Source organism: Aphanothece sacrum FPU1, assembly GCF_003864295.1.
In the GTDB taxonomy this organism is placed as follows: Bacteria; Cyanobacteriota; Cyanobacteriia; order Cyanobacteriales; family Microcystaceae; genus Aphanothece_B; species Aphanothece_B sacrum.
Genome location: NZ_BDQK01000001.1, coordinates 167,039 through 183,536, shown reverse-complemented (window position 1 = coordinate 183,536; position 16,498 = coordinate 167,039). Strand labels below are relative to the sequence as shown.

At 39.5% G+C, this 16,498-nt stretch carries 20 protein-coding genes, 1 tRNA gene and 2 pseudogenes; 3 read left to right on the top strand and 20 right to left on the bottom strand.

Translation table 11 applies throughout. The annotated features are described in order from the left end of the window. Nucleotides 1-111 precede the first annotated feature (111 nt). From AsFPU1_RS00865 to AsFPU1_RS00845, 5 genes are all read right to left on the bottom strand, one after another. Nucleotides 112-1,374, bottom strand: a complete 1,263-nt coding sequence (locus AsFPU1_RS00865; RefSeq protein ID WP_124969755.1) for a glutamate-5-semialdehyde dehydrogenase — start codon at nucleotides 1,372-1,374, stop codon at nucleotides 112-114. 10 nt (nucleotides 1,375-1,384) lie between these two features. Beyond that, a complete protein-coding gene (locus AsFPU1_RS00860) occupies nucleotides 1,385-1,792 on the bottom strand; it encodes a hypothetical protein (protein ID WP_172957390.1) in 408 nt (135 codons plus the stop codon). Nucleotides 1,793-1,951: 159 nt separating this feature from the next. Then, nucleotides 1,952-2,023 (bottom strand) — tRNA-Gly (locus AsFPU1_RS00855). Between the two features lie 53 nt (nucleotides 2,024-2,076). Next, nucleotides 2,077-2,529, bottom strand: coding sequence for a Holliday junction resolvase RuvX (gene ruvX / locus AsFPU1_RS00850; protein WP_124970133.1), 453 nt, complete (start codon nucleotides 2,527-2,529; stop codon nucleotides 2,077-2,079). A gap of 62 nt (nucleotides 2,530-2,591) precedes the next feature. After that, nucleotides 2,592-3,164 (bottom strand): hypothetical protein, encoded by a 573-nt coding sequence (locus tag AsFPU1_RS00845; protein ID WP_227873323.1) that lies wholly within the window; start codon nucleotides 3,162-3,164, stop codon nucleotides 2,592-2,594. Between the two features lie 51 nt (nucleotides 3,165-3,215). Between AsFPU1_RS00845 and AsFPU1_RS00840 the strand changes: the two genes are divergently transcribed. Further along, nucleotides 3,216-3,917, top strand: a complete 702-nt coding sequence (locus AsFPU1_RS00840) for a hypothetical protein (RefSeq protein ID WP_124969749.1) — start codon at nucleotides 3,216-3,218, stop codon at nucleotides 3,915-3,917. A 375-nt stretch (nucleotides 3,918-4,292) separates the two neighbouring features. Here AsFPU1_RS00840 and hisD read toward each other — a convergent pair whose 3' ends face one another. From hisD to AsFPU1_RS00800, 9 genes and pseudogenes are all read right to left on the bottom strand, one after another. Beyond that, complete coding sequence (hisD, locus tag AsFPU1_RS00835; RefSeq protein ID WP_124969746.1) at nucleotides 4,293-5,597, bottom strand: histidinol dehydrogenase; 1,305 nt, start codon at nucleotides 5,595-5,597, stop codon at nucleotides 4,293-4,295. Nucleotides 5,598-5,711: 114 nt separating this feature from the next. Then, on the bottom strand, nucleotides 5,712-5,960 hold the full coding sequence (locus AsFPU1_RS00830; RefSeq protein ID WP_124969743.1) for a DUF8620 family protein: 249 nt from the start codon (nucleotides 5,958-5,960) through the stop codon (nucleotides 5,712-5,714). A gap of 55 nt (nucleotides 5,961-6,015) precedes the next feature. Further along, nucleotides 6,016-6,165 (bottom strand): DUF8639 family protein, encoded by a 150-nt coding sequence (locus tag AsFPU1_RS22360; protein WP_172957389.1) that lies wholly within the window; start codon nucleotides 6,163-6,165, stop codon nucleotides 6,016-6,018. An 84-nt stretch (nucleotides 6,166-6,249) separates the two neighbouring features. Continuing rightward, a complete protein-coding gene (locus AsFPU1_RS00825; RefSeq protein ID WP_227873322.1) occupies nucleotides 6,250-6,639 on the bottom strand; it encodes a type II toxin-antitoxin system VapC family toxin in 390 nt (129 codons plus the stop codon). A 2-nt stretch (nucleotides 6,640-6,641) separates the two neighbouring features. Then, entirely contained in the window at nucleotides 6,642-6,887 is a 246-nt protein-coding gene (locus AsFPU1_RS00820) for a type II toxin-antitoxin system Phd/YefM family antitoxin (protein WP_124969740.1), read from the bottom strand. 214 nt (nucleotides 6,888-7,101) lie between these two features. Next, on the bottom strand, nucleotides 7,102-8,247 hold the full coding sequence (locus AsFPU1_RS00815; RefSeq protein WP_124969650.1) for an IS4 family transposase: 1,146 nt from the start codon (nucleotides 8,245-8,247) through the stop codon (nucleotides 7,102-7,104). 43 nt (nucleotides 8,248-8,290) lie between these two features. Then, nucleotides 8,291-8,581, bottom strand: a complete 291-nt coding sequence (locus AsFPU1_RS00810; protein WP_124969737.1) for a ribbon-helix-helix domain-containing protein — start codon at nucleotides 8,579-8,581, stop codon at nucleotides 8,291-8,293. A 39-nt stretch (nucleotides 8,582-8,620) separates the two neighbouring features. Continuing rightward, nucleotides 8,621-8,827, bottom strand: a complete 207-nt coding sequence (locus tag AsFPU1_RS00805) for a hypothetical protein (protein WP_124969734.1) — start codon at nucleotides 8,825-8,827, stop codon at nucleotides 8,621-8,623. After that, nucleotides 8,790-9,450, bottom strand: a pseudogene (locus AsFPU1_RS00800) (IS1 family transposase). The gene AsFPU1_RS00805 and the pseudogene AsFPU1_RS00800 overlap by 38 nt, the downstream one beginning before the upstream one ends. Before the next feature lie 109 nt (nucleotides 9,451-9,559). Here AsFPU1_RS00800 and AsFPU1_RS00795 point away from each other — a divergent pair. Then, complete coding sequence (locus AsFPU1_RS00795; protein ID WP_172957387.1) at nucleotides 9,560-9,793, top strand: DUF6887 family protein; 234 nt, start codon at nucleotides 9,560-9,562, stop codon at nucleotides 9,791-9,793. On the opposite strand, the pseudogene AsFPU1_RS23625 reads toward AsFPU1_RS00795, so the two are convergent. The 6 genes and pseudogenes from AsFPU1_RS23625 to AsFPU1_RS00770 form a co-directional block, all read right to left on the bottom strand. Beyond that, nucleotides 9,772-9,840, bottom strand: a pseudogene (locus tag AsFPU1_RS23625) (hypothetical protein); the annotation flags it as partial. The gene AsFPU1_RS00795 and the pseudogene AsFPU1_RS23625 overlap by 22 nt on opposite strands. 109 nt (nucleotides 9,841-9,949) lie before the next feature. Further along, on the bottom strand, nucleotides 9,950-10,357 hold the full coding sequence (locus tag AsFPU1_RS00790) for a carboxypeptidase-like regulatory domain-containing protein (protein ID WP_125061022.1): 408 nt from the start codon (nucleotides 10,355-10,357) through the stop codon (nucleotides 9,950-9,952). Beyond that, a complete protein-coding gene (locus tag AsFPU1_RS00785; RefSeq protein ID WP_124969724.1) occupies nucleotides 10,350-11,093 on the bottom strand; it encodes a hypothetical protein in 744 nt (247 codons plus the stop codon). The genes AsFPU1_RS00790 and AsFPU1_RS00785 overlap by 8 nt, the downstream gene beginning before the upstream one ends. Nucleotides 11,094-11,199: 106 nt before the next feature. Next, nucleotides 11,200-12,195 carry an Ig-like domain-containing protein gene (locus tag AsFPU1_RS00780; protein ID WP_124969721.1) on the bottom strand — a complete coding sequence of 332 codons (996 nt, stop codon included), beginning with the start codon at nucleotides 12,193-12,195 and terminating at the stop codon, nucleotides 11,200-11,202. Next, nucleotides 12,176-13,594 (bottom strand): DUF11 domain-containing protein, encoded by a 1,419-nt coding sequence (locus tag AsFPU1_RS00775; protein ID WP_124969718.1) that lies wholly within the window; start codon nucleotides 13,592-13,594, stop codon nucleotides 12,176-12,178. Before AsFPU1_RS00775 ends, AsFPU1_RS00780 begins: the two co-directional genes overlap by 20 nt. A gap of 272 nt (nucleotides 13,595-13,866) precedes the next feature. Further along, nucleotides 13,867-15,351 (bottom strand): polysaccharide deacetylase family protein, encoded by a 1,485-nt coding sequence (locus AsFPU1_RS00770; protein ID WP_124969715.1) that lies wholly within the window; start codon nucleotides 15,349-15,351, stop codon nucleotides 13,867-13,869. Between the two features lie 263 nt (nucleotides 15,352-15,614). On the opposite strand from AsFPU1_RS00770, the gene AsFPU1_RS00765 reads away from it, so the two are divergent. Further along, the gene (locus tag AsFPU1_RS00765; protein ID WP_124969712.1) at nucleotides 15,615-16,403 is read left to right on the top strand and encodes a class I SAM-dependent methyltransferase; all 789 of its coding nucleotides are present in this window, start codon (nucleotides 15,615-15,617) and stop codon (nucleotides 16,401-16,403) included. Nucleotides 16,404-16,498 lie beyond the last annotated feature (95 nt).

Genomic DNA, 16,498 nt, shown 5'->3' with positions numbered 1-16,498 from the left:
TACGTTTGGCGTAACACGTCAAATTGCCCTGATGTAAGTCATGTTTGTTTATATTGTTTATGCTACTGAGGCTTTTTCAAAGAAAAGTTTAAGGTTAAAGAACTTAAAACTTTACAATTTTCCATTACCTTGAACCACCTGTTTAAGCGTCGTAAACGTCTCCAAAGAAATCAACCCTCGATGATGTCCCTTTTGATTAGAAACCCCTAAAAATAGAGAATCCCCTTGTTTAGACGCACGATAAAAACGAGGTGAGGTATTAATATACACCAGCGCACTATCAACTTCAGTGGCAAATTGACGACTTTCGGGATAAGAATCTGTTACCAAACAATCAGCATGACCACTACTATACTGATTAATCCAAATAATCGCTTCAGATAAATCATTAACTACCTTAAACGAAATAATTTTATCTAAATAAGGATTACTCCATTCCGACGGTTTAACAGGTAATAAATAATCAGGAAATTCCGACGATAACTCCGTATCTCCCCGCAATTGAAACCCTTTTTCTCGCAAAACATTAAATAATCTTACTAAAATAGAAGGATTTTGAGACGGACTAATTAACACTTTTTCAATAGCATTAACCGGATCAGGTTCGCTCGCATGACTATCAAGAATTACCCAACGAACCATATCTAAATCTACCGTCGGCGACCAATAAAGATAACAATTTCCCATCGCCGACTTCAGAACCGGAGCAGTCGCCAACTGAGTCACCTGTTCTATTAAACTAGGACGACCATAAGGAATGACGAGACTGAGGTATTGATCCTGAGTCACTAAATCTTGAATAGAGGTTCCTTCATCCCCTGAGAGATCTTCTAGACAACCAACAGGCAACCTAGCAGCTTCTAGGGCCTCTTGGAGAATCTCAGCAATAGCTCGATTAGAATGGCTAGAAGGGCCACATCCGCGTAAAATTAGACTATTGCCAGTTTTCAGACAAAAACCAGCCGCGATCGCTCCTAACTCTGGAAAGGTTTCATGAATGAGGGCCGTTACCCCTAAAGGCATTAATTGACAATAAGTTCCAGAAGTATTAACACGGTAAGGGGAATGAAATACCTGTTGGATAGGGTCGGGAGCTTTAGCTAAATACTCTAAAATTTCAACAGTATTCTGGAGTCTTTCTGGAGTTAATTTGAGCCAATCAATTAGAATATCAGGAACAGCCATTTCTCGGCTCATTTCCAAATCTAAGGTATTGGCTTCGAGAATAGCATCAAAGGAATTTTTCAGACCTTTGGCCATAGACTTGATCCCTTGAGAGCGATCGCTACTACTGCTCATCTCTAAGGCGAGATAAGCGTTATAAGCTCGTTGTAGGGATGTTAATAGTAGATTAGAAGAGCTTTCTATTGCCATAGCTTTTGTCTTAACGCCGATAAGCTAACCAAAAAACAATGGCTGGTAAGACCACTAGGAGTCCAGCAAGAGCAACCCAAACCATAATACTTAGTCCGGCCGGTGATTGCAAGGCTAATAGTAACCATCCAATGAACAACACTACCATCATGCCTGACATAATGGGTAAGTAAGCCGAACTTAATCCAGGACGAACGATGAACCAGCGATAACCACTCCAACGCCACATCCGCTTATAGGGGTAACTCGATGATAACTGTTCGATGGTTTGATTGTTTTCTTCGACCACAAAAATCTGCTGACAACGATCACAGCCAAAAGCTTCGGTCAGTATAATGGGTAAAAGACGACCCCGTCGCCGACAAGGACAGGGATATTCGTGATTTAAGTTGATTTTTACAGGCTTTTGATGTCGCACAATTGTCAGTTGAGTAGCTCCAAATTAGCTCTATATAATATAGTGTGTCTGCTTAAAACACAATTGTGCGCTGACTCAAGCTAAAATTAAGAATTGGCACTTTGAGGGCGCACTTTAGGGGTTGGCGACTTCCTAATTCTTTTAATTATAGACTAACCAAGCGGGTAACGCGATTCGAACGCGCGACATTCACCTTGGCAAGGTGACGCTCTACCACTGAGCTATACCCGCATTTTTTGACCATATTCTTAATTATTGCATAAGTACCCAAAAATGTCAATAGGTTAATTTGCTGACTTCTGACGGGCGCAAAGGGCGGAACGTCGTTGATCTAACCATTGTTGTAATATAATCGTGGCAGCAACTCGATCCACGAGTCCTTTATTGTGTCGAGAATATTGTTTTTGGGACTTTAAGTGATTTTCTGCTTCTACTGAGGTTAAGCGTTCATCAATATATTCTAGGGGTAACTGTAAGGCTTTAGAGAGTCTTTGAGCGAATTTTTGGACTTCTTTGGCTTGAAATCCAATATTACCATCCATAGAGTAGGGAAGTCCTACTACTAAAAGCTGTGCCTCTCGTTCTTGGGCTAGTTGTTTTAATTGTTCCACATCGGCTAAAAATGAGCTACGATTGATGGTAGTTAGCCCTGTGGCGATTAATCCTGTGCCATCACAACCGGCCACTCCAATTCGTTTTTTCCCCAGATCTAATCCCAAGGCAGAAATTCGCTGCATTTGTTGTTTAGAAGTAACAATATTTATAGATAACATCCTAGTTCAATTTGTTGCCCTAGAATCTAGTTTTTAATTGCTGCGATCGCAATACAACTAATTCCTCCTAATTCAAATAACCAATTAAGACGAAATCCGGAAAATTCCCTCCCTAATAAAACATCAACATGATGAAAAGAAGTCGCCCGAATAACAATAAAACTAAGCAAAAAAATTAAGCCTAATAAAGCTAACATAAATCTTTTCCAAGATTTCCCCATCCCTTGTATAAGAAACATTAGACCAGCAAAACTAACTGCGATTAAGCCCAGAATAAAATCGAACTGAAATTGACGACGTTCTCTGTACCAACCTTGTTCAATAGCCATTTGTTTTCCGATAAGAGTTAGCCAAGATTGTAAATCTAATTGTTTGTTAATTCCTAATAATAAAAGAATGGCTGATAAAGTCATCCAAAACCAGCGATCGCGTTGAGTTTTAAGACTACGATTGGCACATAAGAAAGCCGTAACTAAATAAGCGATAACTGTTACCCAACCCATTAAGGTTGGATCACCAATTCTTGGTTGCCAGTAACCGTTTTCCATGATAGCCCAGAGAGGAAAAAAAGGAAAGTGTAAAAAAGTGGCTCTTACCATATTAAAATGACCAAAATAGTATACAAAACTGAGTCATTCACGAGATCATCTATGGAACGTCAAAGAGAATTCTTTCCCAGTGTACAAAAAACGGTGATGCCTCGTCCCTATTTTGGCGATGAGACTGATATCTTAGGTCAAAGTGGGACTGCTTGGGCTGTTGATGCGGCTATTTATGGGTCAAATTTTTTTGTAGACCGAGGACAGGGTTTAGTTGAAATTTATGATGCGGGGCCTGCCATCAGTTTTCACCATCTTCTTCCCCACAAAGATAAATATAAAAAAGAAGGGCTTTATTTGCGTTTAAAATTAGCTTATCGAACAACGGCTAATGCTAATGTGAATATCCGCAATTTTTCAGGAAATCATGTTACCTTACCTAATAGTTTCTATGGAGATATTTATGATGATCTTGATACTTATTGGTGGGTGTCTGATGATTTAACCCTTAATATCAATTCCATTTTTTCTGGGGAAAAACTTTGGCTTCAACGGGTTGACTGGGAATGGATGAGTAAAGAGGTGGTTTATGAAGATGAACTCCAAAATAAAGACTTGGTATTACATCGGTCTTTTGATGACATTGAAAAGTTATATAGTCCCCAAAATATTACGGATAGTTCTGTTAAAGATTTCCTCATGGAAAAGATTAAAAACGATGATCAATTTGCTAAATGCTGTTTGTTAATATTACGTCAAGATCAATTAATGAATGAAGATTTAACTAAACTGTTTGAAGGTATCGCTTCTTAATATAAATTTAGGGGCGGGTTTATTTGGCTTTTTTATGAGCATCATGTAGGGGCGGGTTTATTTGGCTTTTTTATGAGCATCATGTAGGGGCGGGTTTATTTGGCTTTTTTATGAGCATCATGTAGGGGCGGGTTTATTTGGCTTTTTTATGAGCATCATGTAGGGGCGGGTTTATTTGGCTTTTTTGTGAGCATCATGTAGGGGCGGGGCGGGTTTATTTGACTTTTTTGTGAGTACCATAACTCCTGTAAAAAACCCGCCCCTACAAACATTCACCCCTACAAACATTCGCCCCTACAAACATTCGCCCCTACAAACATTCGCCCCTACAAACATTCGCCCCTACGATTAAACGCTTTTTGCTGCAAATCCTAACTATAATAAATGATCTCGTTCTTCAATCGCCATTCCATGAGCGGAAAATTCTTCATATTTGGCCAATACTTTGGTTGTTTGTTTTACTTTTTCAAACCCTTCAGATGTTAAATAAGCTAGGGTTGAACGCTTGAGAAAATCATAAACAGAAACAGCCGAATAAGAACGGGCAAAGCCTCCTGTGGGTAAAACTGCATTGACTCCAATAGCATAAGTAGCCGCAGAAGATGGGGTATATTTCCCTAACAAAATCTCTCCCGCATTCTTAATTTTTCCTATCAAACTAAAAGGGTCATCCACTAAAATTTCTAAATGTTCCGGCGCGTAATCATTGACAAAATCAATAGATTCCTGTATACTAGAAGTTAGAATAATACCACCATAAGCACCTAATCCCGTCTCACAAAATTCTCGTCGCCAAGTCGGAAGTTTAGCCATATAATCTAAAGCAAATTGACTGGCTTGTTGGGCAACTGTTTCCGAATGGGTGACTAATAAAGCGGCTGAGTCTGGCCCATGTTCGGCTTCAATAAGTAGATCAAGGGCTGCCAATTGAGGGTTAGTGGTTTCATCTGCTAAAACGATAGATTCACTCGGGCCGGCAGGTAAACCCACGTCTACAGTACCGAATAGAAGGCGTTTAGCGGCTGCCCCATAGATACTACAAGGGCCGATCAATTTATCCACTTTAGGAACGGTGGCGGTTCCTAAGGCCATGGCGGCTAAAGCTTGTACTCCTCCTAACTTATAAACCTCTGTAACCCCTGCCATTTGGGCTACGACTAAAGAAACAGGTTCAACCTTACCCTGCTTATCGGGAGGGGTACAGACGACGATTTTCTCCACTCCTGCGACCATTGCTGGAACGGTCAACATTAACATCATAGAAGGAAACGCCCCTTTGCCTCTGGGGACATATAACCCAACCCTGGGAAGGGGGGTAATTTTTTCTCCTGCAAAAATTCCAGTATCAATTTCGGCTAACTGAAATTCTTCGGGCATTTGCCGTTGGTGGACTTCTTTAATGTTACGAAAAGCCTGTTCAACCGCTAATTTAACATCTGGTTCGATTAAATTTTGTGCTTGGGCGAATTCTTCGGGAGTTACCTTAATATTTTCGGGGTTAGCTCCAGCATAATCAAATTTGCGCGCATATTCAATGACCCCTGCATCTCCTTTTTGTGCGATCGCGGTGATCACTTCTTGGGCGATGGGTAATACCATGTCAATATCGAGTTCTGCGCGTCGTTTTAATTTAGCGAGGTCATCGGTTGTCATTTGGGCAAGTTTAAGAATTCTGACCACTATTACTCTCCTGATAGGTAATTTTCTTGACTTTTCTAACTTTGACGGAAGTATTGATTTAAGATAAACGACTTTTTAGGGAACTTTTAACAAATAGCAGGTAGGGGAGGGCTATTAATTAGAGTTAGTATCAAATTGTTTTGAGATTTTCCCTATTAACCAACTGAGGAACGCGCCTAAGAAAAGAATTCCGATAGCTGGATTAAACACAGGTTGCCATAGTTTATACCATAAATCAAATCCCAAAGGAAAACCGATTGAGTGTCCGATCACTGCCACCGCAAACCACAAAAATGCAAATAAAACTAAAAAGACATCGGCAACTAATAAACGATTTAACCAGGTTAAAAAAGTTTCCTTCATGGTTTTTACCTCTAGAATCAAAAATAGTTTATCTTATATTGATGAGAAATAATCATTAATAATCGCTATCGGCGACACAAATTCCTTTACATTTGATACCATTACTAGCTGTACGTTGGCAATGGGGACATAATATAGGTTCGTCTTTAAGTTCTTGAGACTGGTCATTATTAGTAATTGCTTTTGAATCATTTTTATTAGCCATAATTTAATAGAAATACCGTAATTTTTATCTATTTGAATTTCAAAGACGGATGTTTGAAATCTCGTCTGAGCAACTTATGACAAATTACCAAATTGTTTTAACGGGATATTGGACAATTAAGCTATCTACTGTAATAATAGGAATATCTTCAACTAAACTTTGAGCAATTAATAATCTATCAAAAGGATCTTTGTGGAAATGAGCAAGACTATTAATTCGTAAAACATGAGACATTAGCACAGATAAACTTTCAAATTGGTTAGAGATAAGGCGACTGGGTATATAAATTTCTGGGTTTTCTGGTAAAGAAAGCTTGCTAGTCCCTACTTTAATAATAATTTCCCATGCACTAACAACACTCAAATAAACTGTGTTATCTGAATCAGTAATCATCTCTCTTGCCGTTAAAGAAAGTTTAGGATCATCAGAAACCCACCATAAGAAAGCATGGGTATCTAGTAATAATTTCATCATGATTAATTGATAAAATCGGCTAGAATATCATCAGGTAAAGGAGCATTAAAATCGGGAGCAATAACAATTTTATCTCGATCTTGACCTGGTATGCGTTTCTGTTTTGTGGGATGAATAGCAGTTATTCGTGCAATAGGAATACTGTTATCACTGTCTTCACAAATAATAATTTCTTCTCCCTTAAGTACGGACTTCATGAGTTGTGAGAATTGTTGATCAGCTTGGGGAATTGTTACTTTAATTGTCATAGGTTAATTACAATACTTTTTATCTTCATTATAGAGCAATTAAATATATATCGCTAATTTTGAGAAAATACTCAGAAATTGCCTCCAAGTCGCGGCACGCAGTCGCCGTAATCTTTTGAGATCTCATGCTGAGGCTGCTTTAGCTGCTTCTACCTTACTGCGTAATCGAGCCAGCACCTCAGTTGCGTCTAACCTGGCGTGGGGACATAAAAATCTATAAGCTAGACTTAATCAGGGATATAGCCCGTCGTCCTCGTCGATAATAGGCGCGTTTTTCGGGGCTTAATTGCATTAATGCCTGGGCTTCAACGGTAAATAAATCACAAGAGTCAACCCAATCTTTTCCATGAAGACCGATATAAAAGTTACTGTGTCTCCGTCGCATTTTCTTGTTTTTTCTGACTCTCCCCACATATTTTGCCAATCCTTTCTCTTTAATAATTTTTCCAGAAAATGTTGCCATTGAATAAGCTAGAGTAATCAATATAATTAAGGAAGTAAGGCGATGTCCTGTTAATTTCGTTCTTTCTAAATCATAACCACCTTTCTTAAAATCCCGAAACATTTCCTCAATACAAAATCTCTTTTTATAAGCGTCAATCGTCTCATCAATACTGGTTAAATTTGTGATAATAAACCAAGCTTCTTTTGTCTCTATTCCTCTATACTTCTTTTTCCATTTCGCCACTATATTACTGCCTATAAATCCTTTTGTTTTCGTAACTTTAACTCCTTGATAAAATAAAGACATTCCTGAAGATAATCCTAAATCTTTTAGTCGCGTCCACATTTCCTTTTCTACTTCAATATAGTTGCTTTTCTTCAATCTGAGTGCATAATAAACTCTTTTTTGTCCATGTAACCATTTTGCTAGTTCAACTGAGCAGAATTCTCTATCCCCTAAGACAACTATTTTATATTCTTTTAGAAAGAGTAATATTCGGGCTAATATACTTTTCTGTGTGTCAAAGTTACTATTACCGATGTGATCTAGCAACTCAAAATATAAGGGAATTCCTCTATTATCAATTACCAGACTTACCATCAAAATATTAATCAACCCCCATTGGGTTCTATCTATGGCAATATGTAAGACATCTCCTGTACTAAATGATTGCTTTAACCACTGTTTTATGATAGGTATCCATACTCCTTCAATTGTCAAACAAGGAATCTCGAAAAACCGTTTTAACTTTTTTCTCTTACTTTCAAATAAAATGGGACTGGGAAAATAACTAGCTAACTCATAAAACCTAATTTTCCTATATACTTGCACTAATTCTATCATGATTAACAGTATTAAATATTCCGATTTTTTCAGATACTTTGTTAAATGGTTGTTATAAATTTCTGGTAACATTTTGGGTTTAGACGGCGATCGCTAAAAAAAGAACATTTTCTTTTTACCATGTTTTGCTCTTTTCGTCATCTGGTAAGGCTTTCAGGGTTTCATGTCCCCACGCCAGGAGTTTATTGATAACTGTTTGTACCTCAATTCCTTCACCTCTGTTTAGTTGTTCTAAACCGACAGCTACTTTCTGGCGAGTATCCTCCACCCATTTTTGATAGTGTTTATCTCTTTCGTCTAATAATTTCAAGGCTTCTGCAATCACCTCGTCAACCGTTATATATTTACCACTGTTTACCTTCGCTTGAATTAATTGTTCTTGTTCTGGGTTTAAAATAATATCCATTGGTGTTGTTTTCCTTTGATTAAAAGTGATTTGTTAGACTTACTGACCTCGCCTTGGCTTACAGTCGGCAAAACTTAATGCCTCTGTGTCTAGAAAACTGGCGATCGCCATCTCAATGATTGCTTCAACGGGATAATCAATTTCAGTAGCGCGAGCAATCAGGGCATCCTGAATCCAATCTGGTAAATGCCTTAAAATAGTTTCTGCGTCAGAGGACGAGATTTGCTCCGAAAGTTTCACTTGCATGGGTTAGGACTCCATAGGAATTTGAACATTGCAACCTGGCTAAATAATGTCTTAACCTAGTATTTTCTCCCTCTACTCTAATCATATAGGTTTTGCTAATAATCTGATCTCCATCAGGAATAAAATTAGGGTAAACTTTCCATCCATCTGTCACATAAAAATGGCATTTCCATTTACCAACAAGTTCCCATAATGGAGCAAAAGTTTCGCCACTATGTATGATAGCCTAAAACCCAGCCCTTTAATAACTGCTTTAAAGTGGTCTACTGCTGTCCATAACCAAATTTTGTTTTTTTTGAGCCGACAAATGTTTCTAATTCATCTAATTCTCCCACATCGGGAATTGACTCTGGGTTATAAAAATTCGGTAACAGTTCTCCTACTTGTTTGACCCAATTAATAATTGTTGTATGATGTACATTTTTGACTCTTTCGATTGCTCGAAAACCCATACCATTAACATACATTTTAAGACATTCACTTTTAATATCTTCAGAGTAACCTTTATGGGGTTCATAGGAGTCTATAAATTGTCTGCCGCAGCTAACACAAATATAGTTCTGTTTTCCTTTTTTATGACCATTTTTATTGATATGAGTTGACTTACATTCAGGACATTGCATGATATCTGAGGTTTATAAGTTTTATTTTTGGCGATCGCCTTTTTCTTTAATCATACCCCAATTCAGCAACGCCTGAAATTGAAATCAAGCCAAACGGGGAATGGATAAAATGAATCGAAAACCTAATTTTAAAGCCATGAATTCTCAAGAGTTAAAACGTTATGTCTTGTCTCATCGAGAGGATGATGAGGCTTTTCATGCTTATGTTGATAAAATCAATGAGAGAAAAGACCGAGAGATACTTTCTGGCGAGTATCCTCCACCCAACCTACACTCGTCAGCGATCGCACTAGCTGTACGTCCGCAATGTGGACATAATATAGGTTCGTCTTTGAGTTCTTGAGACGGGTCATTATTAGTAATAGTTTTTGAATCATTTTTATCAGTCATAATGTAATACAAACGGCGAGCTTTTTGATTACCAGAAAATTTTCAACAAAAAACAAGGATTCTGTCCTACTTGTCGCTCCCCTGGTATTTTCATCAAAATAAACAGCATCTATTGTTTTAAAAATACCTTATTTACTCGAATATCACCAGTATTGATAGTGGCATGATCAATATCAGTATTTCTGACAAAATGATATGCAGATGAAAAGTTGTGCTTATCCCTTATGAGCAGTTCAAGGCTCACCTGTAAACTCACAGGTGAGGTTGGATAGCCCGCATAGCCATAGGCAAATTCAGGCTGGAATATAAACCGACCCTCACCATCTGTGGTACTCTCTTTAGACAGTCGATCTCCTATATTAGTATATCTGACCCTAACGCCAGCAATTGGTTTACCTGTTGACTCTTCAATGAATCTACCAGTAATACCAGGAGCGGAAATCAATTTTGAACTACATCCACCTAGGAATAGGATTACTGTCGTCATAAATCCTATGATAAATTGCTTGTCAAGCATTTTTTTTGTTTTGGCGAAGGAATCTGGCACTCAAAAATCCAAGAGGGATTAATAATCCCACCAAAGAATTTGATTCAGGAACTTGTTGACTTGATAGTTGAGCATTATTAATTTTAAGAGCCGAAGTAAGATCGAAACTGCCAACATCGACTACTCCCAAAGCTATGCTATAAGTTCCAGGACTGAAAGTTCGCAGATAATTCCCAGACACTTCACGGCTAAAATTGGTGCTTGAGGGAATTAAGATACTGACAGAATTATTGGTACTTGCTAAAGTCTGGATCTGACCGTCGAGCGAAATAAAAGCATAATCATCGAAGTCGAATCCGCTAATATTACGAGTTTGATCGTTAGTTAAAAAAGTCCAATTAAAAGTTAAGGTGGTATCTTCTGTGAAGGTATATTGGTTTTCCAATCCAGAGCCTTCAAAAGCAAATACAAAGTTAACAGGATCTGGGTGTAAACTTTGAGTGGGTAGTCCTAAAGTAGATTCCAAGTTTGGACTATCAATAGCAGGAATATTTGAGAAGTTAAAGTTACTATCAGGATCAGGACTATCATCGTTTTGTAAGGAATTACTGGAGATATTAGCCTGACCGAGTGAGGGAGTAGCGACATCCCCTACTTGATTCCAACTATTGAAGTTAATTAACGCAGCTTGAGAGGGACTAACAAAAGCAACAGTGCTTAAACCGAAAATGATACTAACTGCTAAGGTGGAAGACTTGATGGACATAGGATTCCTCTAAAGTTATACAATCAAAAATTAACAGTGGATAGTGAACAAGTTGTTTAGGAGCGCGATCACCCGTAAAAATAGGTGATCGCGCTCCTAGTCAAGGTCAGAAGATGAAGTTGTTGGGATCTTGTATAGCAGCTAAGGCTACTTTTTCAACAGTGATGAAAGGTAAGGCGCGCTTAGTCGAAGTCAAACCATCTTCATCAATCAGGATAACTGCATCACTACCCCGCGAACCAAACTTGAGGTAGCCGTCAGCGATGGGGTTAGAGCCTCCATAACCAAGACTATCGAGCAGAGCGGAGAGGTCAATTTTATCTTGATTGATCTCAAAATCTTTGATAATGTCTCCAGCATCTCGGATATTTTGATAGACGAATTTGTCTTTGCCTTGCTCCCCTGTGAGGATATCAGCCCCCAAACCGCCAATGAGAATATCATCTAAATCTGTTCCCGTGATCGTATCTCGACCCGCAGTACCCAGGAAAGGATTGACGGTAATGTTGACGCTGGCACTGCTGTTCCCACCCTTGCCATCGCTGATGCTGTAATCGAAGCCAGCTTGACCGATGAAGCCAGGTGCAGGAGTAAAGATGACGTTTGTGCCATCCGACTGTACAATGCCGTTGCTGGCATTGCTTACGCCTGTAATGCTAAGAATATCACCCGGATTTGGGTCAGTGTCGTTGCTCAGTAGGGTAGCCCCAAGAATAGTTAGAGGAGTATTTTGCGTGGCAGTAGCGACATCATTGACAGCTTGAGGAGGCTGGTTGGAGGTGGAGGTCACGGTAATACTAACAGTTGCGGTGCTAGTATCGATACCGTCGCTAATCCTGTAGGTAAAGCTGTCATTACCGCTGAATCCTGTCACTGGGGTGTAGATAAGTTTGTCATCAGTGAGGTTGCCAGGAGTTCCGTTTTCGTCCCTGATAACTGTCCCGCCTTGAGTAGAAGTTGCATTAAAAGAAGTGAGGGAGATGGGGCTACCTTCTGGATCACTGTCGTTAGCAAGGACAGCTATGGTAATAGGGGCATTCTGAGCAATGCTAGCGTCATCACCTTGGGCTAGAGGAACATCGTTAACTGGGGTAATTGCCAATGTTACAGTTTGAGTAGCCGTTCCCAATAATATCTACCGGGTTGGGTTGTAACCCAGGGATATTAGTCGTAGCACTGATGACATCAACGGTTGAAGGTAAGCGTTCTGTGAGGACGACCTCTGTTGCCGCCACAGAACCATTGTTAGTTACTGTTAGGGTGTAACTGTAGGGGGTTTTGAGATTGACAGCACCAGAACTATCGGTGCGAGTTATGGCTAAGTCAGGCAGTTCTGGCGCAGTGACTTCGGTAGAGAGACTAGCAAGATTATTGGTGGTGTCAGGATCGTTGGTTTGACTTGAGACACTTGTGCTAGATGTAATACTCCCTGTTAATAGCGTGGGAGCTATTACGCTAATTTCAACCGTCTGGCTTTCCCCCGCCCCCAAATCGCCAATGTCGAAGGTAAAGGTATTGTCTGTCTGTTGAAAGGGGGTGAGGCTGGCGGAAACAAAAGTAACTGGCTCTGGTAGAGTTTCCACCAGAGTTACTCCCTTAGAAGTTACTGAGCCATTATTGGTGACTTGAATAGTATAGGTAAAGGTTTCTCCCAAACCGACTGAGGTAGCACTGGCTGTTTGGGTGACTGATAAATCGGCTTCTTCGGCGGGTTTTAATCGAATTTGTCCTTTGGAATAACTAAAGAGGGGGACATTCTTTTCATCTACAATCTTGGCATAGATGAAGTAATCTTCTTGAGGCACATTTTCCGTATTCCAAATAAAACTTCCCTGTCCATCGGTTTCAGCTATTCCATCCACAATAAGTACGCCATCGAAACCTTGGTTGTCAGTGTCGTAGAATAAGCTAATTGTTGCCTCTGAGTCAACATCAAAGGCATTCCATTCAATAGTTACCTCTGTCGCGGTAACATCCGTAGCAGGATCGGTAATCTTAATCGTGGGGGTTGTCGAACTACCCGAAACAAAAATATCAGAAGCACTCAAGCTAGGTGCGCCTGTTAGAGTAGCGATTTGTTGTTGGGGTGCATCGCCAGTTCCATCAGGATCAAAAAAGAGATTTCCCGTACCAGGGTCGTAGATGAATCGGTCATCACTATCAGCAGCACTTGTACCTAAGACAAACTCAGATTCTGGTAGGGTAGCATCGGGTGTCAGTCCACCGCCAAAACCAGCCGCCGAGACAACAATGCGATCTCCCTCACTACTCTCGAAATCTTCGATGGTATCCACGCCTTCTGTGGGACTGCCAAACGCAAAGCTGTCGCTGCCAGTCCCGCCAGTCAAAGTATCATTACCAGAGCCACCCCGGAGGATGTCATTGTCCTCTCCTCCATCGAGAACGTCATTACCCTCTAATCCGTCGATAATGTCATTGCCAGAACCGCCATCGAGATTGTCACTGCCAGAAGTGCCGAAGATGATTTCATCCCCAGCCACACTATTAAGCTGAGCCGTCGCTTGCCAAATATCATCCGTCCAGTGAGTGGTAGCCAGCCAAGCTTCGGGAGTCCATTCCGTTGTCGCTTGCCATACATCCAGTGTCCATTCTGTCGTCGCCTGCCATGCGGCATCACTCCAATGAGTAGTTGCTTCCCAAGCTTCGGGAGTCCAATAGAGAGTTACTTCCCAAGGATTATTTATTAGTGGAGTCTGTTATCGCCCTCTATCTAAGAAAGCGATCGCATGATGTACCCAACAATAATCAAAGGTTATTTACTTAACTTTTCACCGCGATTATAAAGTTCGCGGGCATAATCAGTCCAAGTTCCTTGTCCCCAATAACGGAAACAACTGGTTTGCACCAACAAGTTATACAGTAACGCTTCCTGATATTCAGGAGTTTTGGTAACACTAGGATTTTGTTGCACTAAAGCATCGAATTTCTTGTGAAAATCAGCACTGAGTTGATTCATCGGTTCTAAAACATTTTCGTAACCCGCAACCCAACTTAAATCATCTGTCCAAGAAGCCCCATCCATGTGAAATTGATGATCTGTGGCTTTTAATTCTTCAACAGCTTTAGCAATTGCATCTGGTGTGACATTATTAATATCAACTTTATTCCAGATTTTATGTTGTCCTCTTGCCTGACAAACAGGATAATTATCAGGATTAACGCCTGCCGCTTCTAAGAGTTCAATATACTCTGTACCATTGACTCCCGCCACATCAGAATTATCCTTAATGTTATGCCAAGTAGGATTAAAACCATTAGGAAATTCATTCATCATGACACCGCCATTTTCCCCGTCAGCAATTTGGGAAACACAACAGGGAACCTCAATATCCCCTATTTTTTGCCGTCCTCGTGATTTTGCTTCATGATAGGGCTGCATTTGGGCTACTAATTTAGTGTCAGAACCCTGAGTTTTAATTAACGCAGTAATACTGATAGTTTCACCGTGAGAATTACGCGCTACTAAACGGTTAGGAACATATTTATCATCGTGGTTTAAACCTGAACCGTCCAACCGTTCGACGGAATGTTCTTGTACCAATAACCAACGATAACCGCACTCTTTGAGGGCTTTGATATATTCATAAAGAGTGTCAGGATTATTAGGAAGGTGCATTTCCGGGGGAGAGAAACCTTTAACCCGTTTTAGGGCATCATAGCCAAAAATAGAAGCAAAATGATGTTGCCACGCTTGCATCTGTAGTTTAAGGTCGGGTATGGGGGTAGAAGGGGCTACCGCATGACTCCACATGGTTCCTAACCATTCCACATAAGGGGTATATTGGGGGTCACAGGCCAGACGTTTGAGGTTGTTGAGGATATCATCCCGTCCCATTTGTTGTAAACCCCAGAACAAATTACCGGAATAATCTAGCATAATCCGAGGATTACAGCCATTAGCGACTAATTCGGGGATAAAATCTCCCATCCGGCTATAACACCAAGCGAATACTCCTGCATTGTGGTTATCTCCCATCCCTTGGTTTTCAAACATATGCTGGAGATTACAAATTAACTCTCCATTAGCCCCTGCGGGAATGGTAGGTTGGTGCATATGCAGCGCGCAAGCAAATGCTGCTTTAATCTTGTCTAAATTAATGTTGCTAGTGGGTAAAAATACTGGATCATTCTGTTGTACAACTGAAGTGATTTCTGCTTCCCAACCACTAATTGGAGGTAGTCCAGGTTTTAATCCTTCTATTTTGGTTGTGTTGGAAGCGGGGGCGGTTGCGATCATATTTATTTCCTTCGAGTTTTCGATACAAACTGTGAAACTCCTCATCACTTTGTAGCGTGTTTACTTAGTTTAAAATATTACCCTATTATTGGCTAGATCAAAGCTTAAATTTTTCCTAAATTTGTCACGGTTTATTGACTTATTGCTTCAGAATATAATTTCTTCGGGCGGGTTTATCTAATATATTAGTTCAAACCTAGAATTTTAGTTAAAAACCCGCCCCTACTAATTATGATTTGTCTCATACTTTTACCGTATTATTTATGATTGATAACCCTAATCAAAAAATCTATTCAGCACCCAATATTGTAGGTTATTATGCACAATTAAGTCAGCTACAACCCGCAGAACAAACAATTATTAATCTTCTACAACATCAATTATCAACTATGACGATGCTTGATATTGGGGTGGGAGGGGGACGAACTACAAAACACTTTTTCCCTATTGTTGGACAATATATTGGTATCGATTATTGTCCTCAAATGATCACCGCTTGTAAAAAACGATTTTCTGCTTTTTCTGAGTCAATTTCTCTTGAAGTGGGTGATGCTAGAAAGTTAAGTCAATTTAATGATAATTTTTTCGATTTTATTCTGTTTAGTTTTAATGGCATTGACTATATTTCTCACGGCGATCGCTTAAAAGTATTTCAGGAAATTAACAGGGTTGGCAAATCTGGAGGTTATTTCTTTTTCTCAACTCATAATCTTCAAGGAATTGAAAAAGAGTTTAATTGGCAAAAAAATCTTAGTTTTAACCCCATTACCACTTATGTTAATTTAGTGATGTTTGCTCTATTTCGTTGGTTTAATCCTTCTCTAACTTCTGAGAAATTAACAAATTCTCCTTATCTAATTATTAGGGATGAATCCCATAATTTTCGCTTACAAACTTATTATATTAGACCTCTTGAACAAATTAAACAACTACAAGAGTATTTTTCTGAAATTAAAATTTATTCTTGGAAAAATGGTTTAGACATTACTGATGAAATTGAGTTACTTTCTCAGTCTGATATGTGGATTTACTACTTATGTATGATTAGATAAGCGTTACTTATCACCACAAGTACAGTAGAGCCGAATATTGTAGGTAATGGCTACCTTACAAGATTAAAATTTCCTTAAATTTGTTAAGATATTGC